Raw genomic sequence first — 24,285 nt, forward strand, 5'->3', positions numbered from 1 at the left:
CCGCATTATCCGACCGGACCACCGGTTTCAGAAGCGTCCGGCACCAAGGTCGCGGGAGACGGCCCGGGCGCAGTCCCGGACGGCCGCCACCAGGTGCGCCCGCAGCTCGCCGTCCTCGCAGACGCGCTCCACGGCGCCGGTGATGCCCACGGCGCCCACGGGCATCCGCCGCCGGTCGTGGATGGGGGCCGCGAGGGACGCGACGCCCGCCCAGGTTTCCTCGACGTCCGCCGCCCAGCCCCGGGCGCGGGTCAGGTCCAGCACGCCCTCGAGGTCGGGCAGGGCCGTCACGGTCTGCGGGGTGAAGGCCTCGCGGTCACCCTCGGTCATCTCGGCGTGGGCCACCGGGTCATAGGCGCACAGCACCTTGCCCAGCGCGGTGCTGTGCAGCGGCTGCATCGCGCCGACCTCCAGCACCTGGCGGCTGTCGTCGGGGCGGAAGACGTGGTGGATGATCAGGACGCCCTGCTGGTGGAGCACGCCGAGGTAGACGCTCTCGCCGCTGGAACGGGCCAGGTCGTCCGCCCAGACCAGGGCGCGGGCCCGCAGTTCGTGCACGTCCAGGTAGCTGTTGCCCAGCCGCAGCAGCTCGGCCCCGAGCTGATAGCGCCCGGAGGCGGGGTCCTGCTCGACGAACCCCTCCTGCTGCAGGGTGCGCAGAATGCCGTGCGCGGTCCCCTTCGCCAGCCCCAGCGCGGAGGCCACGTCGGACAGGCCGAGCCGCCGCTCGCCACCCGCGAGCAGCCGCAGCATCGCCGCCGCCCGTTCGAGCGACTGGATGGTCCGTGCCATCGAGCAACCTCCTCACACGCCGCCCGGCTGTCTCCGTTCGGCAATGCTGAACACTATCGGCCGATGCCGACCATGGGGTACGGCAGCCGCCATGACCATGATCATCCAGAGGGCGGCTCCCGGCGAAACCGGGTGGCCGGAACCATGGTGACCGAGGCGGCCCCGGGCCGGTCCGCAAGGTGGGACACCCCCTGCTCTCCACGATGCCGCCAGCTACGCTTGCCGCGTGCGCCCTCTGCAGGGAGGGCGTAAAGCCGACAGCCGTCGCACACCCGGGAGCACATCCATGGCCTCGCATACGCCATCGACCCTTTCCGCCCGAGCCGCGCAACTGCGCGAAGCACTGGCCACCCGAGTGGTGGTGGCCGACGGAGCGATGGGCACGATGCTCCAGGCGCAGGACCCCAGCCTCGAGGACTTCCAGCAGCTCGAGGGCTGCAACGAGATCCTGAACGTCACCCGGCCCGACATCGTGCGCTCGGTGCACGAGGCCTACTTCGCGGTCGGCGTGGACTGTGTGGAGACCAATACCTTCGGCGCCAACTTCGCCGCCCTGGGTGAGTACGACATTCCCGAGCGCATCGTCGAGCTCTCCGAGGCGGGCGCCCGTATCGCCCGCGAGGTCGCGGACGAGTACACCGCCGGCGACGGCCGCACCCGCTGGGTCCTGGGTTCCGTGGGACCGGGCACCAAGCTGCCGACCCTGGGCCACGCCCCGTACGTCAAGCTGCGCGACGCCTACCAGCAGAACGTCGAGGGCCTGGTCGCGGGCGGCGCCGACGCGATCCTGGTGGAGACCACCCAGGACCTGCTGCAGACCAAGGCCTCCGTCATCGGCGCCCGGCGCGCCCTTGAGGCGGCGGGCGTGGACCTGCCGCTGCTGGTCCAGGTGACGGTCGAGACGACGGGCACCATGCTGCTCGGCTCCGAGATCGGCGCGGCGCTCACCGCGCTGGAGCCGCTCGGCATCGACATGATCGGCCTGAACTGCGCGACGGGCCCCGCCGAGATGAGCGAGCACCTGCGCTACCTCTCCCGGCATGCCCGCACCCGCGTTTCCGCCATGCCGAACGCCGGACTGCCGGTCCTGGGCAAGAACGGCGCGCACTACCCGCTGACGCCGCGGGAGCTGGCGGACGCGCATGAGACGTTCGTGCGGGAGTACGGGCTCTCCCTGGTCGGCGGCTGCTGCGGCACCACGCCCGAGCACCTGCGCCAGGTCGTCGAGCGGGTGAAGGACCTCACGCCCACCGGGCGCAGCCCGCGCCCCGAGCCGGGTGCCTCCTCGCTCTACCAGACCGTCCCCTTCCGCCAGGACACCTCCTACCTGGCCATCGGCGAGCGGACGAACGCCAACGGCTCGAAGAAGTTCCGCGAGGCCATGCTGGCCGGCCGCTGGGACGACTGTGTGGAGATGGCCCGCGACCAGATCCGCGAGGGCGCGCACCTGCTCGACGTGTGCGTCGACTACGTCGGCCGCGACGGCGTCGCCGACATGGCCGAGATCGCCGGCCGCTTCGCGACGGCCTCCACGCTGCCGCTGGTGCTGGACTCCACCGAGCCGGCGGTCATCCAGGCGGGCCTGGAGAAGCTGGGCGGCCGGGCCGTGATCAACTCGGTCAACTACGAGGACGGCGACGGTCCCGACTCCCGCTTCGCGAGGATCACCCGGCTGGCCGTCGAGCACGGTGCCGCGCTGATCGCGCTGACCATCGACGAGGACGGGCAGGCCCGTACGCCCGAGCACAAGGTCGCCGTCGCCGAGCGGCTGATCGCCGACCTCACCGGGAACTGGGGGGTGCTGGAGTCGGACATCATCGTCGACTGCCTCACCTTCACCATCGCCACCGGCCAGGAGGAGTCCCGCAAGGACGGCATCGCCACGATCGAGGCGATCAGGGAGCTCAAGCGCCGGCACCCGGACGTCCAGACCACGCTGGGCCTGTCCAACATCTCCTTCGGCCTCAACCCGGCCGCCCGCATGGTGCTGAACTCCGTCTTCCTCAACGAGTGCGTCGAGGCGGGCCTGGACTCGGCCATCGTGCACGCGAGCAAGATCCTGCCCATCGCCCGGCTGGAGGCGGAGCAGCGCGAGGTCGCGCTCGACCTGATCTACGACCGGCGGCGCGAGGGCTACGACCCGCTGCAGCGGTTCCTGGAGCTGTTCGAGGGCGTGGACACCAAGTCCATGAAGGCGGGCAAGGCGGAGGAGCTGGCCGCGCTGCCGCTGGAGGAGCGGCTGCGGCGGCGCATCATCGACGGCGAGAAGAACGGCCTGGAGGCCGACCTGGACGAGGCGCTGCTGACCCGTCCGGCGCTGGAGATCGTCAACGACACGCTACTGGAGGGCATGAAGGTCGTCGGCGAGCTCTTCGGCTCGGGCCAGATGCAGCTGCCGTTCGTGCTGCAGTCGGCGGAGGTGATGAAGAACGCGGTCGCCTACCTCGAGCCGCACATGGAGAAGTCGGACGCGGAGGGCAAGGGCACCATCGTCCTGGCCACGGTGCGCGGGGACGTCCACGACATCGGCAAGAACCTCGTCGACATCATCCTGTCCAACAACGGCTACAACGTCGTCAACCTCGGCATCAAGCAGCCGGTCTCGGCGATCCTGGAGGCCGCCGAGGAGCACAAGGCGGACGTCATCGGGATGTCCGGGCTCCTGGTGAAGTCGACCGTGATCATGAAGGAGAACCTGGAGGAGCTCAACCAGCGCAAGCTGGCGGCGACCTATCCGGTGATCCTGGGCGGTGCGGCGCTGACCCGTGCGTACGTCGAGCAGGACCTGCACGAGATCTACGAGGGCGAGGTCCGCTACGCGCGTGACGCGTTCGAGGGCCTGCGTCTGATGGACGCGCTGATCGCGGTCAAGCGCGGCGTGCCGGGCGCGGCGCTGCCGGAGCTCAAGCAGCGCCGGGTGCCCAAGCGGGACGTGGCCGCCGTCCTGGAGGTCGAGGAGCCGAAGGGCTCGGTGCGCTCGGACGTCGCGGTGGACAACCGCGTCCCGGAGCCGCCCTTCTGGGGCACGCGGGTCGTCAAGGGCATTCCGCTGAAGGACTACGCGTCCTGGCTGGACGAGGGCGCCCTCTTCAAGGGCCAGTGGGGCCTGAAGCAGGCCCGTACGACCGGCCCGACGTACGAGGAGCTGGTGGAGACGGAGGGCCGGCCGCGGCTGCGCGGCTGGCTGGACAAGCTCCACACGGAGAACCTGCTGGAGGCGGCCGTCGTCTACGGCTACTTCCCGTGCGTGAGCAAGGGCGACGACCTGATCCTGCTGACCCCCCCTGGGGAAGATGGCGCCGGCACCGAGCGCACCCGCTTCACCTTCCCGCGCCAGCGGCGCGGCCGCCGGCTGTGCCTGGCGGACTACTTCCGCCCGGAGGACTCCGGCGAGCGGGACGTGATCGGCCTCCAGGTCGTCACGGTCGGCTCCCGCATCGGCGAGGCGACGGCGAAGCTCTTCGCCGAGGACGCCTACCGCGACTACCTCGAGCTGCACGGCCTGTCCGTGCAGCTGGCGGAGGCGCTGGCCGAGTACTGGCACGCGCGCGTCCGCTCCGAACTGGGCTTCGGCGACGAGGACCCGGACGACGTGGAGGACATGTTCGCCCTGAAGTACCGGGGCGCGCGCTTCTCCCTGGGCTACGGCGCCTGCCCGAACCTGGAGGACCGCGCCAAGATCGCGGACCTGCTGCGTCCGGAGCGCATCGGCGTCCAGCTGTCGGAGGAGTTCCAGCTGCACCCGGAGCAGTCGACGGACGCGATGGTGATCCACCACCCGGAGGCGAAGTACTTCAACGCCCGCTGACGGCGCTTGACCTCAAGCATGGTTGAGGCTCCATGATCCACACATGGATCTCACCCGGATGACCGAGCAGCTCCGCACGCTCACCGACCGCGCCGACGTCGACCGCCTCGTCACCGGCTACCTGCGTTCCCTCGACGAGGGAACGTTCGACGAGGCGTGGGCCCGTCCTGGCCGGGTGAGCGGCGGCCGCTAGGGGGTCGCGGCCGTGGCGCGGGCGAGGTTGGCCTCGAGGCGTTCGAGGACGCGCAGGGCCGTGGCCCGCTCGTCGGCGGTAAGGCCGCCGGTGACGCCGTCCTCCAGCTCGGACCAGATCTGTTCGACCTCGCGGCGCAGGGCGTGGCTGGCGGCGGTGGGTTCGACGATCACCGCGCGCTTGTCGCCGGGGCAGGTGCGGCGGCGGACGAAGCCGGCCGCCTCCAGCCGCTGGACGGTGCGGGTCATGGTGGCGGCGTCGGAGTCGAGCAGGCGGACGAGGTCCGTCTGGCGCTGGGGGCCGACGTCCCACAGCTGCATCATCACCAGCTCCTGGCCGCGGTGCAGTCCGACGCGGCGCAGGAGCTGTCCGGCGATCATGCGGTGCAGCCGGGCCACGCGGAAGATCGCATGGCTGACCGGCCCCGTACGGGCGGACGCCGGCACCGTCGCCTGACCGGAAGGGTTCCCGCCTTCGGGCGTCGGCCCCGTCATGGCCCACGCTCCCCTCAGATAGCTGCTCGAACAGACATCAGGCTAACGCAAGCCTTCGAACGGCGTGACACAGGACACTTTTCGGCAGGGGAATGACTTCGGCGCCTTTACTTGTTCGGACAGGTAATTGCGCCTCACTCGCTCCCCTCTCGTTGGAGGAAACGGACATGACGAACGCTTTTGACCCGATCGACCTGGGCGGGACGCGTCTGGCGAACCGCATCGCCATGGCCCCGATGACCCGCGGCCGCGCCTACGGTCCGGGCACCTCCCCGACCCCGGCGATGGAGACCTACTACGCACAGCGCGCGAGCGCCGGGCTGATGGTCACCGAGGGCGTCCAGCCGTCGGTGGTCGGCCAGGGCTACCCCGACACCCCAGGACTGCACTCCCAGGAGCAGGTGGCGGCCTGGCGGAAGGTGACCGACGCCGTGCACCGCGAGGGCGGAGTGATCTTCGCTCAGCTGATGCACACCGGTCGCATCGGCCACCCCAGCCTGCTGCCCGACGGCCTGGTGCCCGTCGGCCCCTCGCCGGTCGCCGCCCAGGGGCAGGTCTTCACCAAGGAGGGGCCGAAGGACTTCGTGGTGCCCCGGGAGCTGAGCGAGGAGGAGATCCGGCGGACGATCGCCGACTTCGCCGCCGCGGCACGCAACGCGATCGCCGCCGGGTTCGACGGGGTGGAGATCCACGGCGCGAACGGCTACCTGATCCACCAGTTCCTCGCCCCCAACGCCAACCACCGCACCGACGCCTGGGGCGGCTCTGTCGAGCACCGCGTCCGCTTCGCCGCCGAGGTCGCCGCCGCGGTGGCCGAGGCGATCGGCGGCGAGCGCGTCGGCTTCCGCGTCTCCCCCGGCAACCCGTACAACGACATCGCCGAGGACGACGTCGCCGAGGTCTACGAGGCCCTGCTGGCGCGGCTGGCGCCGCTGGGCCTGGCGTACCTGCACATGATCGAGGGACCGGACCGCGAGCTCACCCACCGGCTGCGCAAGCAGTGGCCGGCCGCCTTCGTCCTCAACCCGCTCACCTACCCGCGGCCGACCGGGCCGGACGCCCTGGGCCTGATCGCGGACGGCACGGCCGACATGGTCTCCTTCGGTGCGCTGTTCCTGGCCAACCCCGACCTGCCGGCCCGGCTGGCCGCCGACGGCCCCTTCAACTCCCCCGACCCCGCCACCTTCTACGGCGGCGACGAGCGCGGCTACACCGACTACCCGGCCCTGACCGCCGGCGCCTGACCGGCTTTTGCCGGTCGCCCGGGCCGGGCGGCGTTCCTCCCGCCGCCCGGCCCGGCCCCCGTGCGGAGCGCTCCGCCTCACCCCGCCCGGAGGGTCAGTGCGAAGGCGCGGTCCGTCGCCCGGGTCCCGGTCTTGACCTGGACGACACCGCCCCGGTCGGCCGGGTCGTACCACCAGCCCTGGTCCGCCTTCTCGAAGGCCTCCTTCGAGTCCAGCCTCGGCAGTTCCCGCCCGTCCAGCACGGCGGCCGCGGGTGCCGCGCCCGTGTGCACGGTGAAGCGGTACGGACGGGCCGTCTGCTTGCCGCGGAAGTCGCCGTTCAGCGCGTCCAGCGACAGCGTCACGTCACCGGGCCCCGACTCCGGCGCGCGGACCGTGAGCTTCTGCTCGGCGTAGGCGCCCGTGCGGTGGGCGCGGGTGACGCCGTCGTCCTCGTACAGGGTGAACGACGAGGTGCCCTGCGGATAGACGTCCCACGCCACCGGGGAGCCGGCCGTGCGGTCCTCGTAGGAGCGGATGCCGGGCCACATGGGGATGTTCGCGCCGGCCTTCACGAACAGCGGGAGCGTGTCCAGCGGGGCGCGGTAGCCGTTCACGGTCGTCGGGCCCTGGTACGTACGGCCCGTCCAGTAGTCGGTCCACTTGCCCTCGGGCAGGTAGATGCCGTCGCGGACCTCCTTGTCCTCGTACACGGGGGCCACCAGGAAGTACTCGCCCGTCAGGAACTCGTACTTCGCCGCGTCGGAGGCCGCCTTGGGATCGCCGGGGTACTCCAGCGCCAGCGGGCGCACCGGCCCGACGCCGGTCCTGCTCGCCTGGGCCGCGTAGGAGTACATGTACGGCAGCAGCGACTCCTTCAGCTTGAGGTACTTGCGGTTGATGGAGGTGTACGGATCGCCGTACCGCCAGGGCTGCTTGTCGCTCGGCGCCCAGCCGTCCATGGTCATCACGGCCGGCAGGAAGGCCTTCCACTGCAGGTCGCGCACGTACGTCTTCGGGCTGCCGCCGAAGATGCCGTCCACGTCGCCCGTGGTGTAGGCCAGGCCCGACATCGTCGCGCCCGCGTATGTCGGGATCTGCCAGCGGATGTACTCCCAGGAGCCCTTCTGGTCGCCGGACCACTGCACTCCGCAGCGCTGGGCGCCGGACCAGCTCTCGGGGGCCCAGGTGAAGCCGCGGGCGTCGCTGTTGTCCTCGATGCCCTTGTAGGCGTCCTTGCAGCCGTCGAGCGCGAACTTGTAGCCGTCGCCGACCCAGGCGACGTCCAGCTTGGCGACCCGCTGACCGGCCTTCACCTGCTCGCCGAGCCTGGCGAGGCCGTCCTCGGTCCACAGGCCCATCTTCATCTTCCGGTCGCCGAGCCCCTTGTTCACCCCGGCGAGGTTCTCGTAGCCGCAGCCGTAGCCGTCGTTGACGAGCATCCAGCCCAGCGGCAGGTCGTTGGCGGTGTAGCCGTCGGCGACCTTGAGGGCGTCGAGCGTGCGGCGCTCGCCGCGGTTCTTGTTGTGCAGGTAGCAGTCGGAGTCGCCGATCTCCAGCCCGTACAGCGGCGGCAGGAAGGGCCTCCCGGTCAGCTTCGTGTACCGCCCGATGACCTCCTTCGCCGAGCGCCCGGCGAAGTAGTAGGCGTCGAAGCGCCGTTCCTGCTCGCTCGTCGTCACCGGGTCGGTGAAGGCGTACGTGCCGGGCGCGTAGGTGTTGCGGTAGACGCCGTAGCCCGCCGAGGAGAGGTAGAACGGGACGGAGTTGGGGTGGCCGCCGTCGTCCCAGTTGTAGTCGACCCCGACCTCGACAGCCTTGCCCCGGTGCGAGGTGTTGCCGCGCCCGTTCTGCATCCCTGCGCCGTAGAACTGCTCGTCGGCGCCGCGCGCCAGGGTCTGGGTGGTGCGGTCCTTGGTCCAGGTCAGGCCCTTGGTCTCGGCCCACAGCCGCGAGCCGTCGGCGCGGTGCAGGGCGAAGCGCAGCGGGCTCTTGTACGCGCGCAGGGTGACGGCCGGGGTGCTCATCTCGTAGCGGTCGGCCCGCTCCCGCCAGCGGGTGGCCGGGGGCGGGCCCTGCGGCTGGACGATGTCCTTGCCGACCGGGTCGGTGAAGGTACCGTCGGGCGCCAGTTCGACGCGGAAGGTGTCGGCCGCCACGAAGGTGACGCGCACGCGGGCCTCGCCGGCGCGGAGGTGGAAGACGGCGCCCGCGGTCGAGAAGCCGGTGAGGTCTCCGACGGTCCGTTCGGCCGGGGCGGCGGGGCCGGCCGGCTCGGCGCGAGCGGCGCCGGCCGGGGCCGCGATGGCCGCCATGAGCCCGAGGAGGGCGGCGGCGGCCATCGCTCTGAGTCGTCGTGGTGTTCTCATGGTGGCGTGCCTAGCGCGCTTGGCGCGTACACGACCATGGACTCCCGTGCCGGGTGCGTGGACTTGTGGAGCGGGGGCCTCAGCGGGGTACCGCCACCGCGTCGTATTCCGTCGACGGCGTGGGGTCGACGTCGAAGCGGGCGTTGGGCAGGTAGAGGCGGTCGCCGTAGGCGGCCACCGTCGTGGGGATGCGGAAGCGGGGATCGGTGATGCGGCGGACCGCGCCGCCGCGGCGGCCGCCGGCGTCCAGGTGCAGCACGTCGACGGCGTTCTGCTTCTGCTGGACGACGTAGAGGGTGCGGCCCAGCAGCAGGACCCCGTCCCCGTCGGGGAGCCGGGTGGTGCCCAGGTCGACGCGGCGCGCGTCCCCGGTGCGCGGGTCCACCCGCAGCAGGCTGCCGCCGTCCTGGAAGACGTTGACGACCAGCAGCGCCCTGCCGTCGGGCGTGGGGGCGATGCCGTTGGAGGTGAAGCCGTCGTCCGGGGCCTCGGCCCACTCGCCCGTCAGCCGCAGCGTCACCACGTCGCGGGCCGGCGGCAGCTCGCCGCGCGGGCCGAGCGGGAGTCCGTAGACCTGGGCGTGGGTGGAGTCGGTGAACCATGCCGCGCCGGGCGTGAGCACCACGTCGTTGACCATGGTCGAGGCCGCGCCGACCTCGTACGTGGCGAGGATCCGGCCGCTGCGGGTGTCGACGACGCGCAGCTGGCGGGAGGTGCCGCCGGCGATGAAGGCCCGGCCGTGCCGGTCGGTCTTCAGGCCCACGGACATGGCCTCGGTGCCCGTGGGCACGATCGTGCCGCGCCCGGTGGCCAGGCTCACGCGGTACAGGGAGCCCCCGCCCAGCGAGCCGAACCAGGCGTACGGGCCGGGGCCGACGGCGATGCCCTCGGGCCGGAAGCCGGCGGGGAGCGGGAAGCGGTCCGGCCAGCGTCCGGAGGCGGCCGCGGCGGCGCGGGCGGCGGGACCGAGCGGCCCCACGGCCGTGCCGGCGCCGAGCGCGGCGCCGGTCAGGAGGAGTCTTCGCCGGGCCAGGGAGCGTGCCATGGTGTGCGTCCTTCCGACGGACGGTCAGCCGACGTGGCACACCCCAGCACAGCGCCCGCGCACCGCGCGCCCCCCACGCCGCGATCTCCACAAACGAAGGGGGGCGCTCCCCCGCAGGCGTTCCTGCGGGCGGGCGCCCCCTGACGGATGATGGATCAGCGCGTCACAACGCCACGCCGAGCAGCGCGTCGACCGCGCGGGAGACCAGGCCGGGCGCACCCTCGTCCGTGCCGCCGGCAGCGCTCTGGGCGGCGGCCCAGCGGTCGACCGCGGCGAGCGCGGCAGGGGCGTCGAGGTCGTCGGCGAGGGCCTCGCGGATCTCCTCGACGAGCGCATCGGCGCCGGGGCCGTCGGGCCGGGAGACCGCGGCGCGCCAGCGGGCCAGGCGCTCGACGGCCTCGTCCAGGACGGCGTCCGTCCACTCCCAGTCGGCGCGGTAGTGGTGGCTCAGGAGCGCGAGCCGGATGGCGGCCGGGTCGACGCCCTCGCGGCGGAGCGCGGAGACGAAGACGAGGTTGCCCTTGGACTTGGACATCTTCTCGCCGTGCAGGGCGACCATGCCGGCGTGCACATACGTCTTGGCGAAGGGGTGCTCGCCGGTGAGCGCCTGGGCGTGCGAGGCGCCCATCTCGTGGTGCGGGAAGATCAGGTCGGAGCCGCCGCCCTGGACGTCGAAGCCCATGCCGAGGTGCTCCAGCGCGATGGCGACGCACTCGATGTGCCAGCCGGGGCGGCCGGGGCCCAGGGACGCGCCGTCCCAGCTGGGCTCGCCCGGGCGGGCGGCCATCCACAGCATGGGGTCGACGGGGTTCTTCTTGCCGGGGCGCTCGGGGTCGCCGCCGCGCTCGGCGGACAGCAGGCGCATCGCCTCGGCGTCGAGGCGGGAGACGCTGCCGAAGGAGGGGTCGGAGGCGACGGAGAAGTAGATGTCGCCGTCGAGTTCATAGGCGGCGCCCGCGGCGCGCAGCCGCTCCACCAGGGGAACGATCTTCGGTATCGACTCCACGGCGCCCACGTAGTGGCGGGGCGGGAGCATGCGCAGCGCGGTCATGTCCTCGCGGAAGAGGGCCGTCTCGCGCTCGGCGAGGGCGGTCCAGTCGTCCCCGTTGGCGATGGCCCGCTCCAGCAGCGGGTCGTCGACGTCGGTGACGTTCTGGACGTAGTGGACCTGCCGCTTGGTGTCGAGCCACACGCGCTGCACGAGGTCGAACGCGTTGTAGGTCGCCGCGTGTCCCATGTGGGTGGCGTCGTACGGCGTGATGCCGCAGACGTAGATACGGGCGACGGGACCGGGAACGAGGGTCACCCGTTCACCGGTCGCGGTGTCGTGGATCCGGAGGTCGCGGCCACTGCCGGGCAGGGCGGGTACCTCTGAAGCGGGCCAGGCATGCATGACCTGAGCGTAACCGGATGCATGTTCCGGATACGAACCGGGCGCGGGGGTTGGCCGAACTTCCCTTCTTGCGAAGGGCTCCCGACATGTGTATTCCCGCATGCCGGCCCGGAAAGATCACACCGGCGGCCAGGGGATGGCCGGCCACTGCCCACTCGGCTCGCGGTGCCGCCCGGTGCGCAGCAGCTCGGCCACCCGTCCCCGCAGCGCCTCGATCTCCGCCGGAGTGATCAGTTCCGCCAGTCGCCCGGCCAGGGGGCGCCCCTCGGCCAGATCGGCCGAAAGTCGCCGCAGGGCCGCCAGCGCCTCCTCGGGCAGCGGCTCCCCCGCCCAGCCCCACAGCAGGGTGCGCAGCTTGTCCTCCGCGTTGAACGTCACCCCGTGGTCGATGGCGTAGAGCCGGCCGTCCGCGGCGGGCAGCAGGTGGCCGCCCTTGCGGTCGCCGTTGTTGATGACCGCGTCGAGGACGGCCAGCCGGCGCAGCCGCTCGTCGTCGGCGTGCACGAGCAGCGCGGTGCGGTCCTCGCCCACCTCCGCGAAGCCGACGGCCTTCCAGCCGGGCCCCGGCTCCTCGCCCTCGACCAGGGCCAGGAGCGCCTCACCGGTCTCCTCGTCCGCGGACGCCTCGATCCACAGCTGGCACATGCCCGGCCCGTACGGGCCCTCCCGCAGCACGGTCGGCGGGACGAGCCCCCAGCCCATGGCCTCGGAGAGCTCGTAGGCGGCGACCTCGCGCTGGGCGAGGGTGCCGTCGGGGAAGTCCCACAGGGGCCGCTCCCCCGCGACGGGTTTGTAGACGCAGGCGGCGCTCACGCCCTCGTACTCGACCGTGCAGTAGAGGACCGCGTTGGAGGCCTCGCGGACCCGCCCGCGGACGGTCAGCTCGCCCTCGGCCAGCAGCTCGTGCGGGGTCACGCTCCGCGGCGGTATCCGTTCTGGCGCGGACATACGTGTCCCTCCGGGTCGAGCGGCAGGCTGCACAGCGGGCACGGCGGCCGGCCGGCGTTGACGACTTCCAGGGCGCGCTTGGCGAAGGCGCGGGCCATGGTGCCGGTGAGCCGCACGCGCAGCATCGGCGGGCCGTTCAGCTCGTCCTGCAGCAGCCGCTCCTCGGCCTCGACGAGGTCCTCGTCGGAGCCGGCCTCCAGCTCCACCAGGGCCTGTGCCTCGACCACCATGCGCTGGCCCTCGCCGTCCCAGGCCAGGGCCATGGTGCCGACGCGGAACTCCTCCTCGACGGGGGATTCGAGGGGCTCGGAGTCGGTGAACTCCACGGGTGCCACGGCCGGCACCGGGGCGCTGCCGCCGGTGCGCCGCACGACCTCGTCGAGGAGCTCGTCGATGCGCTCGGCGAGCGCCTCGACCTGCGCCTTCTCCAGGGCGACGCTGGTGGTCCGGCCGGCCGCGGTGGCCTGGAGGAAGAAAGTGCGGCGGCCCGGCAGCCCGACCGTACCGGCGACGAAGCGGTCCGGTGGGTCGTAGAGGAACACCTGACGGGACAACGTCCTGCTCCATTGGGTTCGGTGGTCGGAGTGTCTGTGCCGGGTGCGGGATCACGTACGCGTCCCCCGGGCGCGGCCCGGGCGCTCCCGCGTCACCACCCTACTGCGCGCGACGATCACGGTGCTCCCGCACCGCCTCCCACGGCCGCGTCCGCGGCGGCCTCCTCGCGGGAGGGCTCGGCGGGGACGAGGCCGGCGAGGTCACCGGTGTCGCCGAGGCGCAGCAGATAGGGGCGCAGCCGGGTGTAGCGGATGGCGGTGACCGAGCAGGGGTCGGCGGTGATCCGCTGGAAGTGGTCCAGGTGCAGGCCCAGGGCGTCGGCGACGAGCGACTTGATCAGGTCGCCGTGGGTGCACACGAGGTAGGCGGCGTCCTGGCCGTACTCCCCCTCGATGCGCTCGTTCCACTCCCGTACGGCGTCGACCGCGCGCGCCTGCATGGCGCGGACGGACTCCCCGCCGGGGAAGGCGGCCGCGGCGGGGTGGCGCTGGACGACCTCCCACAGCGGTTCGCCGGCGAGGTCGGTGAGTTTGCGGCCCGACCAGTCGCCGTAGTGGCACTCGCCGACGCGCTCGTCGGTGTGCAGCGGCAGGGAGGGCCGGGCGTCGAGCAGCGGCTGGACGGTCTCGAGGCAGCGCTGCAGGGGGCTGGTGACGGCGGCGGCGAGGGGGACGTCCGCCAGCCGGGCCGGCAGGGCGGCGGCCTGGGCGGCGCCGCGCTCGTCCAGTGCCACGCCGGGGGTCCACCCGGCGAGCACTCCCTGGGTGTTGGCGGTGGACCGGCCGTGCCGGACCAGGATCAGCGTGGGCATGGCCGCCAGCCTACGACGCCGCCCGGTGCCGTCGGAGTGTGACGGAAGTGTCGTGGGAATGGGCGTGCGGGGGAAGGCGCGGGGGGTAGTTTTCCGGGAACGTTCCAGGAAAGGCTGTCTCGCGTGATCGTGGACTGCGCCATCTACCGCGACGGGCACCGCACCGAGGGGCCCGCCGACTTCTCCGACGCGCTGGACCAGGCGCGCGCCGACGGGAACTCGTTCCTGTGGATCGGCCTGCACGAGCCCACGGAGAAGGAGTTCGAGCTGGTCACCAGCGAGTTCGGGCTGCACCCGCTGGCCGTGGAGGACGCCCTGCACGCCCATCAGCGGCCGAAGCTGGAGGTCTACGACGACTCGCTGTTCATGGTGCTCAAGCCCGTGGTCTACGACGACGAGGCGGACACCGTCACCACCGGCGAGCTGATGCTGTTCGTCGGCGACTCCTTCGTGGTCACCGTGCGGCACGGCGAGGGCAGCCCGCTGGCGCGCGTGCGCAAGCGGCTGGAGCAGGACCCGGAGCTGCTGTGCCACGGGGCGACGGCGGTGCTGTACGCGGTCAGCGACGAGGTCGTGGACCAGTACACGGAGGTGGCCGCGCTGCTGCAGGCGGACCTGGACGAGCTGGAGGCGGAAGTGTTCGCGCCGCTGGGCGGGGACACCAAGCACACCGCGTCGCGGATCTACTCCTTCAAGCGGCAGGTCGTGGAGTTCCGGCGGGCCACGATCCCGCTGACCGAGCCGGTGGCGCGGCTGGCGTCGGCGGGGCTGCCGTTCGTCGACGACCGCTCGCGGCCCTTCTTCCGCGACGTCAGCGACCATCTGGCGCGGGCCAACGAGTCCGTGGAGGGCCTGGACCGGCTGCTGACGGACATCCTCTCGGCCCACCTCGCGCAGATGGGCGTCCAGCAGAACGACGACATGCGCAAGATCTCCGCCTGGGCGGCGATGGCGGCCGTGCCGACGATGGTCGCCGGGGTGTACGGCATGAACTTCGACCACATGTGGGAGCTGCGGCAGCCGTGGGGCTACCCGGCGGTCGTGGTGCTGATGGTCTCTCTGGTGTTCTGGCTGTACCGGATGTTCAAGCGGCGCGGCTGGCTGTAGGAGAGCGCCCCGGCCGGCGGCTCAGGCGAATTCGACGGCCGTGGTGGGGGCACCGCCCAGGGCGTCCCGCCGCTCCGGCATGCGCAGGGAGACCATCCGCCGCCAGCCGACGAGCCGTTCGTAGGCGTACACGGCGTGGACGGCCGCCGCGAGCGCGGCCGACTTGGGCTTCGGCCAGCGCAGGATGCGGCCCATGCGGCTCATCACGGCGAGGCTGACGTCCCGGTAGACGGCGATCTCCGCGAGCGCGCTCTCCCGCAGCAGGGCCTGGATGGTCCGGCCGTGCCCGGCGGCGGCGAGGCGCAGCAGTTCCTCGTGGCAGTAGGCGAGGTGGTTGGCCTCGTCGTCGCCGATCATGCGGACGGCCCTGCCGACCTCGGGGTGGTCGCCGAAGTACGTGATGAGCAGGGCCATCTGCTCGGAGGCGCGCTGCTCGGTGACCCGGCTGTGGGCGAGGTAGGCGATGATGTCGCGCTCGGTCAGCGGCTCCTCGCCGCGCAGCTTCCCGTGCGGGAGGCCGATGCCCTCGCGCTCGAGGATCATGGTGTAGTCGGTCTCCGGCGGCGCCTCGATCCGCGTCAGTCCGCGCTTGTGCAGCAGGGCCTGGAAGATCCGTCCGTGCTTGTCCTCGTCGGCACCGTGCCGGGCGATCTTGGGGGCGAGCGTGCGCCGGCTCTCCGGCACCAGGGCGGCGATCCGGCCGTTCTCCCAGCCGCCCTGCTGCTCACCGCTCGCGGCGATGGAGCAGAACAGCTGATAAGCCTCGTCGTTGTCGATGATCTCCTGGAACAGACTTCTGGCCGTGAGCATGGCCCTCACCTCCGTCTGCACCGAGTCAACGGCCCCGCACAGGGCGCGGCAATCAGGGACGGCGCACGCTCGGCCGAACGGAGGAGTTCGGGCGGAGATTCGAGGGTTCCCCGGCGCGTAACCACCGGGGCGCCCGGGCGTTGTGTTCGGTGTCGGCCGTGGCGGGGAAGACGACCCCCGAGCCCCCACCACGGCCGCGGCCCCTCCTTCGAGGGGCCGGTCGGGGTCCGCTCAGGCCAGTCCGGCCCGCTCCAGCGCCTCGACGCCGGTCCGCAGGCTCGCGAGCCGCTCCTCCCGGGTGAACCCGGCGGGGGCCAGCGACAGGGTGGTGACGCCCGCGTCGGCGTAGGCCTGCATGCGGTCGGCGATGCGCTCGACCGGCCCGAGCAGGGACGTGGAGTCGATCAGCTTGCGGGGGACGGCCGCGGCCGCGCCGGCCTTGTCGCCGCTGAGGTACTTCTCCTGGATCTCGGCGGCCTCCTTCTCGTACCCCATCCGCTGCGCGAGCTTGTTGTAGAAGTTCTGCTTGGCGCTGCCCATGCCGCCCACGTAGAGGGCGGTGTAGGGGCGGAAGAGGTCGGCGAGGGCGTCGACGTCCTCGCCCACGGCCATGGGGACGGTCGGGGCGAGGTCGAAGCCCTCGAGGTCCTTGCCCGCCTTGGCGCGGCCGGCGCGCAGGGCGCCGAGGGTGGTCTCCTCGGCGTGCTCGGGGGCGAAGAAGACGACGAGCGCGCCGTCGGCGATCTCACCGGTCTGCTCGAGGTTCTTCGGGCCGATCGCGGCGATGTACAGCGGGATGCGCTCGCGCACGGGGTGCACGGTGAGCTTGAGGGGCTTGCCGGGGCCGCCGGGCAGCGGCAGCGTCCAGTGGTCCCCCTCGTGGGTGACACGCTCGCGGGACATCGCCTTGCGGACGATCTCGACGTACTCGCGGGTGCGGGCCAGCGGCTTGTCGAACTTCACGCCGTACCAGCCCTCGGAGACCTGCGGGCCGGAGACGCCCAGGCCCAGCCGGAAGCGGCCGCCGGAGAGCGAGTCGAGGGTGGCGGCGGTCATCGCCGTCATCGTGGGCGTACGGGCGGGGATCTGCAGGATCGCCGAGCCGACGTCGATGCGCTCGGTCTGTGCGGCCACCCACGACAGCACGGTGGGCACGTCCGAGCCGTACGCCTCGGCGGCCCAGCAGACGGAGTAGCCGAGGCGGTCCGCCTCGCGGGCGACGGCGAGGTTGTCCGCGTCCATCCCGGCTCCCCAGTAGCCGAGGTTGATTCCGAGCCTCATCCCGCTCACGGGCACCCCTTACTCATCAGTAACGTCGTTGTCGCCGGACTCTAGCGCGCGGACCTGGGGTACGTCATCGGGCAGTTCACCGGGCCCGGCGGCGGCACGGCGACGCGGTGCGACGCGAACAGTACTCTCAGCGCTCATGGAACAAAGGCATCTCGGCCGCACTGGCCTGCGGGTATCCCGGCTCGGGCTCGGCACCCTGACCTGGGGCCGGGACACCGGGGAGCACGAGGCGGCCGGGCAGCTCAAGGCCTTCTGGGAGGCGGGCGGCACGCTCGTGGACACCGCGGACGTCTACGCGGACGGCGGCGCCGAGTACCTCCTCGGGCGGCTCCTGGAGGACCTCGTACCGCGCCGCGACCTGGTCATCGCCACCAAGGCCGGCAGCGTGCTGGACCCCGACCGGCGCGTCGACTGCTCGCGCGGCCACCTCCTCGCGGCGCTCGACGCCTCCCTGGAACGGCTCGGCACCGACTACGTCGACGTGTGGCAGATACACGCCTTCGACGCCGCCACCCCGGTCGAGGAGACGCTGCAGGCCGTCGACCTCGCCGTCCGCAGCGGCCGGGCCCGCTACGCCGGGGTCGCCGGATTCTGCGGCTGGCAGCTCGCCAAGGCCGCGACGTGGCAGCTCGCGGAGCCCGCGGTGCGCACCCGGCTGGCCTGTACGCAGATGGAGTACTCGCTGCTGCAGCGCGGCATCGAACGCGAGGTCCTGCCCGCGGCGCTCGACCTCGGCATCGGCGTGCTGCCGTCCTCGCCGCTGGGCCGGGGCGTGCTGACGGGCAAGTACCGGCACGGCACCCCGGCCGACTCCCGGGGCGCCTCCGAGCACCTCGCCCCCTTCGTCGCCCCCTACCTGGACGACACGGCGGCCCGCATCGTCGACGCGGTCACCACGGCGGCCCACGGCCTCGCCGTCACCCCCCTGCAGGTGGCCCTGGCCTGGGTCCGCGACCGCCCCGGCGTCGTCGCCCCGCTCGTCGGCGCCCGCACCACGCAGCAGCTCGGGGCGGCACTGTCAGTGGAGACCCTTAGTCTTCCGGACGAGATCTGCCAGGCGCTCGACGACGTGTCGGCGCCCGTGCACCGCTACCCCGACCAGGACTGGAGCACGCTGTGACCAACGACCGCGGTCACCTCGCCGGTGAACCCACCGCCGCGCCCGCGGAAGAGGCCGCCCCCCGCCCGACCGGCCCCGCCCCCGAGGCGGCCGAGGCATCGCACGGCAGCACCGACGACGCCGGCGCTACGGAGCCGGCCGCGCCCGGCGAGGGCGGCGGCGCCGAGGACACGGGTGCGGTGCGGGCTTCGCACGGCGAGGGCGGCACCGACAGCGGGGGCACGGCGCCGGACGTCCCCGGTGCGGCCGGCACTCACGCCGCGGCGGACGCGGAAGGCGGTGCCGAGCGCGGCAGCGACGCCGGGGCGGACGCGGGCGCGGTGCCCGCCGCGCGCGGCGAGGGCGGCGAGGGCGGCGAGGGCGGCGGCCAGGCGCGGTCGGCCGTGGCCGAGGCGTTGGCGGCCGCGGTGCGGGCCGTGGAGAGCGGGGAGCGGTCCGCGGCGTCGTTCTTCAACGAGCCCAAGCCCAGAACCAGGCCGGTGGCGCGGACCTCGCCCGCCCAACCCGCCCGGCCCGTACCGGCCCCCGCCGCCCGGGCGGCGGTCGCCCCCAGCGCGGGCCTCGTCGAGGTGCTCGCCGCGGGCGGCGCGCCGGAGCAGCTCGCGCCGCAGGCCGCGCAGGCGCTCGGCGAGCAGGCCGCCGGCGTCCTCCGCGAGGACCCCTGGCGGCTGCTCGCCGTGCCCGGCGTCCGGCCCGAGCAGGCCGACGGCTTCGCGCGCGCCCTGCTGGGCCCCGAGTGCGGGCCGGGCGACGAGCGGCGGGCCCAGGCGCTCGTCGTATGGCTGCTGGAGCGCGCCGCGCTCGCCGGGCACACCGTGCTGGACGCCCCGGCGCTGCGCGCCGAGCTCGCCCGGCGCTCGGTACCCGACCCGGACGAGGCGCTGCAGAGCGCCATCGCGGAGGGCGCGGTGCTGGTGTTCCAGGAGGGACCGGAGGGCGAGGGCGAGAGCGAGGAGGGCGACGCCGGGTCCCCGGTGTCCCTGCTGCTGGGCCTGGACCGCTACGCCATGGCGGAGGAGAGCCTCGCCGACGGCCTCGCCCGGCTGATCGCCGCCACCCTGCCCGAGGCCGACTGGGAAGCGGCGGCCGGCGCCGCCCCCTCCCCCTCCGCCGCCGAGCTGATCCGCGCGGCCGGGGCCTGCGGCCTGGTCGCGCACAGCGGCGGCGAGGCCGCCCGCGCCGAGCCCGCCGCACTGATCACGGCGGCGGCCGGGCTGGGCCTGCGCGCCTGCGCCGCCGCGCACACCGAGGACGGCCGGCGCCGCCTCACCGAGCTGGGCGTCCCCGACGCCGTCACTGTCGGCGGGCTGCTGTCCGGCCAGGAGGGCCCCGGGCGCGACGAGGACGACTGCCTGGCCCTGGACGTGCTCGCCGTCCTCGACGCCCCGCAGCTGGACGTGGAGACGGCGGCGCTGCTGGTGGAGTCGCTCGCGGACGGCACCCGGCTGGTGCTCGGCGGCGACCCCGGCGTGCTGTGGTCGGCGGGCCCGGGCCGTGTGTTCGCGGACGTCGTGGCGGCCCGCGCCTGCCCGGTGGTCGTCTCCCGCACCCCGGACCCGGGCCCCCTCGGCGAACTCGTCTCGGGCATCGGCGTCGGCGAGCTCCAGCAGGTGGCCGCACCCGGCAAGGAGGTCGTGATCGTCCCGGTGCGGGACCCGGGCGAGGCGGTGCACCGCACGGTGCAGCTGGTCGCCGACTCCGTGCCGCGCGCGATCGGCGTGCCCGCCGACCGCACCCAGGTGATCACCCCGGGCCATGGCGGCCCCGCCGGTACCCGCGCGCTCAACGCGGCGCTCAAGGAGCGGCTGAACCCCGGCCCCGGCCGGTTCGGCGGCTTCGACCCCGGCGACCGCGTCGCGTACGTCCCCGCCCCCGGCCGCATGCTCCCCGGGACCGTGACCTCGGCGGACGCCGAGGGGCTGCGTCTGGACTGCGGCGGCACACCCGTGGTCGTACCGCCGGACCGCGTCGCGGACGAGGTGCGCCACGGCTGGGCCGTGACCGCCCACCAGGCGGCCGGGACGCGCTGGCCCGCGGCCGTGGTGGTCCTGCCGGGCGACGCCGCCGCGTCGCTGACGCGCTCGTGGGTCTATACGGCGTTCAGCCGCGCCGAGCGGCATCTGTCGGTGGTGCACGGCGTGGACCAGGCGCTGCCCCGCGCCGTCGCCGAGGTGCCGGCGAAGGAGCGGACCACCCGCCTGCAGTCCCTGCTGCAGGCGCAGAGCCGCCCCGCCGAATGAGCGACGGCCGCCCCGCCGGCTCCGTCAGGAGCCGCCGCGGCGGCCGGAAAAGCCGAGGTCAGCGGCGTGGGCGCCGCACGGTCCGGCCGTCGTCGCCCTCCCCGTCGTCGACGTCGAGATCGTCGTCGAGGCCGTCGTCGTCCTCGTCGTCGTCATCGCCGTCCTCGATGCCCAGCTCCTCGTCGAAGACGGCGCTGACGTCGAAGCGGCAGATGACCCGCTGCGGATCGGCCTGGTCGAAGGGCTCGCCCAGCCACTCCCCCGGCTCGGCCGGTTCGTCGGCGGCCGACACCCACAGCGTGGAGTCGCCCTCCTCCAGGCCGAACTCCTTGTGGCGGGAGGCGATTTCGTCCGGCTCGTACTCGCCGAAGAGCACCCCGAGGGCGGCGTGCACGCTGTGGCCGACGATGCCCGCCGCGCCGCCGTGCCCCCCTGCGTCCGTGTCGACGTCGACGTCCGGATCGAGGTCGGCGACGCGCTGGGCCTGGGCGAGCAGCCGCTGTGGCTCGACCACCGCGTAGTCCCTGCGGATCAGCACGCTCAGCGCGCTGGGCTCGTCCGGCCCGGCGTAGGCGGGCAGCGTGTCGTCCCCGGGGATCTCGAAGGGGGTGACCTCGTCATAGGCGTCGTAGAGCAGCTCGTCGTACGCCTCGGCTGTCGCGGCCAGCTCGTTGAACGCGGCGTAGACGGCCGGGTCGTCCTCCCCCGAACGGCGTTCGACGGCCTCGAGGTGGCGGTCCAGAGCGGCTTTGACCGCCTCGGCGGCGGCCCGTACCTCGGCAGCGGTTGGCTGCGCAGCATCAGACATAGTGCAGACGCTATCCGCACCGGGCCCGTTCCCGCACAATAGATGCGATGCCGGAATACGAATTCTGCGATGTGTATGTGCCCCGGGGCGTCTCCCGCGGGGCGACCACACGCCTGCTGACCGAACACGCCGAGTACGGACACTGGGAGTTGGACCGACTGCGCCTCTATCCCGACGGCAGCCGCAGGGTGCGGCTGCGCCGACGGATCATCCGCCAGATCCGCGCCACATGGTGACCCGGTACCGCGTCGCGGTACCGCACGGCGACCGGGTGAGCACCCGGGCGTGAACGCATACGGAGCGGGCCCCGCGACCGCGGGACCCGCTCCGTGCCGGTGCTGGACCGGCTCAGCCGTTCAGGCGTGTCAGCCCTGCGCCCCACGGGCACGGCGGTAGAGCATCGCACCGCCGAGCAGCAGGCCCGCGCTGGCGGCACCGGCCGCACCCAGCTGACCGGCACCGGTGTGGGCGAGCTCCGCGGCCTTCTGGGCGACCGTGGCCGGACGGTGCTCGGCGAGGGGCGCGGCGGGAAGGTGCGCGTCCTTCACCTCCATGGCCGGCTTGGCCTGGTGGTGACCCGGCGCGCCGGGGTGGCCGGCCGGCTCGTCGTGGTGCTTGGCCGGCGGCTTGTGGCCGGGCTTCTCCTCGGTGGGCGGGTTGTGGTGCCCGCCACCGGGCTTCTGCGGGCCCGGGTGCCCCGGCTTCTCGCCGTGGTGCGGCGGCTTGTGGCCGTGGTCGTGGTCGTGACCCTGCTGGGCCGGACCGTGGCCGTTGTTGACGCACGTGTTGCCGTGCGTGGAGTTACCGATCCCGACGACGTTGACGCTGTTGCCGCACGCGTTGACCGGGATGCTGACCGGGACCTGCGCGGTGTTGCCGGAGGCCACACCGGGCGAGCCGGCGCTGTGGCCGTTCGCCAGCGCGCCGCCGTTGCCGTGGCCGCCGTGGCCCTTGTGGCCGTGGCCGCCGTTGGCACAGCGGTTGCCCGTCGCGGGGTTGAGCAACCCGACGACGTTCACGGTGTTGCCGCACGCGTTCACCGGCACGTGGACCGGAACCTGAACGGTGTTCCCCGAAGCGACGCCCGGGGAGTGCGCCGCGGCGCCGTTGGCACCCGAGTCGGCGTGAGCGTAGCCGCCGGTGACAGCGGCGATGACCCCACTGGCCGCCGCTACGGTGATCAGGCCCTTCTTGGTGACCTGTCGCATTTTCGTCTTGCCCCTCTGCTGCTCTGCTTGCCATGCGGAATGCGCAAGGGCGTACATTTCCCCACCCATGCGCGGAAAACCTGGTCCCATCCCTATGGCCCCAAAGCCCGGCGGCCCCGGAGCGCATGGCGCGCGCTCCGGAGCCACCGCGGTTCAGTCCCTCGGGTGGGGACACGGCGTCACTTGTTGACGCAGGTGTTACCGGTGGCGGGGTTGAGCAGCCCGACGACGTTGATCGTGTTGCCACACAGGTTCACCGGCACAGCCACCGGGACCTGGATGACGTTGCCCGAGACGACGCCGGGAGAGTTCACGGCAGCACCCTGGGCACCCCCGCTGGCGGCGGCGACGCCCGCGCCCACGAGTACGAGACCACTGGTGGCTGCCGCGGCGGCGACGACCTTCTTGAGCATGGATTCCTCCTTGTTGGCAATGCGGTCCCAGCCGCGGACCGCACACCTGTAACGACGAGGAGGAATAGGGGCTACGTAAGGACGTAGGCGTTCACTCTTTCCGGCGAAGGAAGCGCCAAATACGCGCAGCCTGACGCCCTTTCAGGACTGAAGTCAGCACTCATCCAGGAAGCGGTCGAGCACCCGCGCACCGAATTTCAGACCATCGACGGGCACGCGCTCGTCCACTCCGTGGAACATCCCGGCGAAGTCCAGCTCCGGCGGCAGCTGGAGCGGGGCGAAGCCGAAGCAGCGGATGCCCAGGTCGTCGAAGTGCTTGGCGTCCGTGCCGCCGGAGAGCATGTACGGGATGGCGCGGGCGATCGGGTCCTCGGCCCGCAGCGCCGTCTGCATCGCGTCGACCAGCTTGCCGTCGAAGTCGGTCTCCAGCGCCTTGTCCAGGTGCGAGCGCTCCTGGTCGATCTTCACCCGGGGGCCGAGGATGCGGGCCAGGTCGGCGTGGAACTCCTCCTGGTGCCCCGGCAGGAAGCGCCCGTCGACATGGGCGCTGGCCTGGCCCGGGATCACGTTCACCTTGTAGCCCGCGTCCAGCATGGTGGGGGCGGCGGAGTTGCGCAGCGTGGCGCCGACCATCTTGGCGATGCCGCCGAGCTTGGCGAGGGTGCCCTCCATGTCCTCGGGGTCCAGCTCCGTGCCGAGCGCGTCGGAGAGCTCGTCCAGGAAGGACCGCACGGTCTTGGTGACCCTGACCGGCCACTCGTACCGCCCCAGCCGCCCCACGGCCTCGCACAGCTCCGTGATGGCGTTGTCCTTGTTGGTCATCGAGCCGTGCCCGGCCGTGCCGTCCACGGTGAGGCGCATCCAGTGCATACCCTTCTGGGCGGTCTCCACCAGATAGAGCCGGAGCTGCTCGTTGACGGTGAAGGAGAAGCCGCCGACCTCGCCGATCGCCTCCGTCACGCCCTCGAAGAGGCCCGGGTGCTTGTCGACCAGGTAGCGCGCGCCGTACGTGCCGCCCGCCTCCTCGTCGGCGAGGAAGGCGAGCACGATGTCGCGCGGGGGCTTGCGGCCGCTGCGCAGCCTGTCCCGTACGACCGCGAGGGTCATCGCGTCCATGTCCTTCATGTCGACCGCGCCGCGCCCCCACACGCAGCCGTCCGTGATCTCCCCGGAGAACGGGTGGTGCGTCCAGTCGTCGGCGTTGGCCGGGACGACGTCGGTGTGGCCGTGGATGAGCAGCGCGGGCCGGGACGGGTCCTCGCCCTCGATGCGGGCGATGGTGGAGGCCCGCCCCCGGTGGGATTCGAGGATCGTCGGCTCCAGGCCCACCTCGGCGAGCTTCTCGGCGACGTACTCGGCCGCGGCGCGCTCGCCCGGGCCGGAGTGGTCGCCGTAATTGCTGGTGTCGATCCGGATCAGGTCGCGGCAGAGGTCGACCACCTCGGCCTCGGCGTTGCCCGCGCTCCTGCCCGTGCCGGCGGTGGCCGGCTTCGACTCGCTCACGCTGCCTCCTCGTGGTTCGCCGCCGGTCGGCCGCGGCAGGTGTGCGCGGCCCCCGGCGTGGGTCCACGGCCATCCTCCCCCTCCCGTTCCCCCAGCCCAAGGCCGCAATGCGGCCGACACACGCCCGCAACGACCGGCGCCGCCGGTGGCCCGGG

Annotated in this window: 20 protein-coding genes and 1 pseudogene; 7 read left to right on the forward strand and 14 right to left on the reverse strand. The window is 73.0% G+C overall.

Going from position 1 to position 24,285, the window contains the following annotated elements; translation table 11 throughout:
• Positions 1-27: 27 nt before the first annotated feature.
• Positions 28-792: an IclR family transcriptional regulator gene (locus tag ACIGXW_RS29300; RefSeq protein WP_071961911.1), complete on the reverse strand. Its 765-nt coding sequence runs from the start codon at positions 790-792 to the stop codon at positions 28-30.
• A 286-nt stretch (positions 793-1,078) separates the two neighbouring features.
• Here ACIGXW_RS29300 and metH point away from each other — a divergent pair, with 286 nt between their 5' ends.
• Positions 1,079-4,600: a methionine synthase gene (metH, locus tag ACIGXW_RS29305; protein WP_071961912.1), complete on the forward strand. Its 3,522-nt coding sequence runs from the start codon at positions 1,079-1,081 to the stop codon at positions 4,598-4,600.
• Positions 4,601-4,643: 43 nt separating this feature from the next.
• Entirely contained in the window at positions 4,644-4,793 is a 150-nt protein-coding gene (locus ACIGXW_RS29310; protein WP_399575752.1) for a hypothetical protein, read from the forward strand.
• Here the strand turns inward: ACIGXW_RS29310 and ACIGXW_RS29315 are convergent.
• Positions 4,790-5,287, reverse strand: a complete 498-nt coding sequence (locus ACIGXW_RS29315; RefSeq protein WP_399575754.1) for a MarR family winged helix-turn-helix transcriptional regulator — start codon at positions 5,285-5,287, stop codon at positions 4,790-4,792. The two genes, ACIGXW_RS29310 and ACIGXW_RS29315, sit on opposite strands and share 4 nt — an antisense overlap.
• A gap of 167 nt (positions 5,288-5,454) precedes the next feature.
• Here ACIGXW_RS29315 and ACIGXW_RS29320 point away from each other — a divergent pair, with 167 nt between their 5' ends.
• Positions 5,455-6,531 carry an alkene reductase gene (locus tag ACIGXW_RS29320; RefSeq protein WP_399575756.1) on the forward strand — a complete coding sequence of 359 codons (1,077 nt, stop codon included), beginning with the start codon at positions 5,455-5,457 and terminating at the stop codon, positions 6,529-6,531.
• A gap of 89 nt (positions 6,532-6,620) precedes the next feature.
• On the opposite strand, the pseudogene ACIGXW_RS29325 reads toward ACIGXW_RS29320, so the two are convergent.
• The 6 genes and pseudogenes from ACIGXW_RS29325 to ACIGXW_RS29350 all read right to left on the reverse strand — a co-directional run.
• Positions 6,621-8,852: pseudogene (locus ACIGXW_RS29325) on the reverse strand (TIM-barrel domain-containing protein); the annotation flags it as partial.
• A gap of 106 nt (positions 8,853-8,958) precedes the next feature.
• Positions 8,959-9,924 (reverse strand): SMP-30/gluconolactonase/LRE family protein, encoded by a 966-nt coding sequence (locus tag ACIGXW_RS29330; RefSeq protein ID WP_399575757.1) that lies wholly within the window; start codon positions 9,922-9,924, stop codon positions 8,959-8,961.
• 163 nt (positions 9,925-10,087) lie between these two features.
• Positions 10,088-11,317, reverse strand: a complete 1,230-nt coding sequence (gene mshC / locus ACIGXW_RS29335) for a cysteine--1-D-myo-inosityl 2-amino-2-deoxy-alpha-D-glucopyranoside ligase (protein ID WP_399575758.1) — start codon at positions 11,315-11,317, stop codon at positions 10,088-10,090.
• A gap of 117 nt (positions 11,318-11,434) precedes the next feature.
• Entirely contained in the window at positions 11,435-12,265 is an 831-nt protein-coding gene (locus ACIGXW_RS29340) for an SCO1664 family protein (RefSeq protein ID WP_399575759.1), read from the reverse strand.
• A complete protein-coding gene (locus ACIGXW_RS29345) occupies positions 12,229-12,819 on the reverse strand; it encodes a DUF3090 domain-containing protein (protein ID WP_399575761.1) in 591 nt (196 codons plus the stop codon). The genes ACIGXW_RS29340 and ACIGXW_RS29345 overlap by 37 nt, the downstream gene beginning before the upstream one ends.
• A 116-nt stretch (positions 12,820-12,935) precedes the next feature.
• On the reverse strand, positions 12,936-13,631 hold the full coding sequence (locus ACIGXW_RS29350) for a histidine phosphatase family protein (protein ID WP_071961921.1): 696 nt from the start codon (positions 13,629-13,631) through the stop codon (positions 12,936-12,938).
• 114 nt (positions 13,632-13,745) lie between these two features.
• Here ACIGXW_RS29350 and corA point away from each other — a divergent pair, with 114 nt between their 5' ends.
• Positions 13,746-14,738, forward strand: a complete 993-nt coding sequence (corA, locus tag ACIGXW_RS29355) for a magnesium/cobalt transporter CorA (RefSeq protein WP_399575932.1) — start codon at positions 13,746-13,748, stop codon at positions 14,736-14,738.
• Between the two features lie 21 nt (positions 14,739-14,759).
• Here corA and ACIGXW_RS29360 read toward each other — a convergent pair whose 3' ends face one another.
• Together ACIGXW_RS29360 and ACIGXW_RS29365 are read right to left on the reverse strand one after the other, a co-directional pair.
• A complete protein-coding gene (locus ACIGXW_RS29360; protein WP_399575763.1) occupies positions 14,760-15,548 on the reverse strand; it encodes a ferritin-like domain-containing protein in 789 nt (262 codons plus the stop codon).
• Positions 15,549-15,779: 231 nt separating this feature from the next.
• Positions 15,780-16,829 carry an LLM class F420-dependent oxidoreductase gene (locus tag ACIGXW_RS29365; protein ID WP_399575934.1) on the reverse strand — a complete coding sequence of 350 codons (1,050 nt, stop codon included), beginning with the start codon at positions 16,827-16,829 and terminating at the stop codon, positions 15,780-15,782.
• A 145-nt stretch (positions 16,830-16,974) separates the two neighbouring features.
• Between ACIGXW_RS29365 and ACIGXW_RS29370 the strand changes: the two genes are divergently transcribed.
• Together ACIGXW_RS29370 and ACIGXW_RS29375 are read left to right on the forward strand one after the other, a co-directional pair.
• Positions 16,975-17,958, forward strand: a complete 984-nt coding sequence (locus ACIGXW_RS29370; protein ID WP_399575764.1) for an aldo/keto reductase — start codon at positions 16,975-16,977, stop codon at positions 17,956-17,958.
• Positions 17,955-20,198 (forward strand): helix-hairpin-helix domain-containing protein, encoded by a 2,244-nt coding sequence (locus ACIGXW_RS29375; RefSeq protein WP_399575765.1) that lies wholly within the window; start codon positions 17,955-17,957, stop codon positions 20,196-20,198. Before ACIGXW_RS29370 ends, ACIGXW_RS29375 begins: the two co-directional genes overlap by 4 nt.
• A 58-nt stretch (positions 20,199-20,256) precedes the next feature.
• Here the strand turns inward: ACIGXW_RS29375 and ACIGXW_RS29380 are convergent, their stop codons facing one another.
• Positions 20,257-21,006 carry a hypothetical protein gene (locus tag ACIGXW_RS29380; RefSeq protein ID WP_399575767.1) on the reverse strand — a complete coding sequence of 250 codons (750 nt, stop codon included), beginning with the start codon at positions 21,004-21,006 and terminating at the stop codon, positions 20,257-20,259.
• Positions 21,007-21,053: 47 nt separating this feature from the next.
• Between ACIGXW_RS29380 and ACIGXW_RS29385 the strand changes: the two genes are divergently transcribed.
• A complete protein-coding gene (locus ACIGXW_RS29385; RefSeq protein ID WP_071961927.1) occupies positions 21,054-21,242 on the forward strand; it encodes a DUF5703 family protein in 189 nt (62 codons plus the stop codon).
• 129 nt (positions 21,243-21,371) lie between these two features.
• Here ACIGXW_RS29385 and ACIGXW_RS29390 read toward each other — a convergent pair whose 3' ends face one another.
• The 3 genes from ACIGXW_RS29390 to ACIGXW_RS29400 all read right to left on the reverse strand — a co-directional run bounded on the left by ACIGXW_RS29390 (position 21,372) and on the right by ACIGXW_RS29400 (position 24,130).
• Positions 21,372-22,214, reverse strand: coding sequence for a chaplin (locus ACIGXW_RS29390; RefSeq protein ID WP_399575769.1), 843 nt, complete (start codon positions 22,212-22,214; stop codon positions 21,372-21,374).
• 179 nt (positions 22,215-22,393) lie between these two features.
• Entirely contained in the window at positions 22,394-22,627 is a 234-nt protein-coding gene (locus ACIGXW_RS29395; RefSeq protein ID WP_071961929.1) for a chaplin, read from the reverse strand.
• A 153-nt stretch (positions 22,628-22,780) separates the two neighbouring features.
• The gene (locus ACIGXW_RS29400; RefSeq protein WP_399575771.1) at positions 22,781-24,130 is read right to left on the reverse strand and encodes a M20/M25/M40 family metallo-hydrolase; all 1,350 of its coding nucleotides are present in this window, start codon (positions 24,128-24,130) and stop codon (positions 22,781-22,783) included.
• Positions 24,131-24,285 lie beyond the last annotated feature (155 nt).

This window comes from Streptomyces sp. NPDC053079 (assembly GCF_044546695.1).
Taxonomy (GTDB): Bacteria; Actinomycetota; Actinomycetes; order Streptomycetales; family Streptomycetaceae; genus Streptomyces.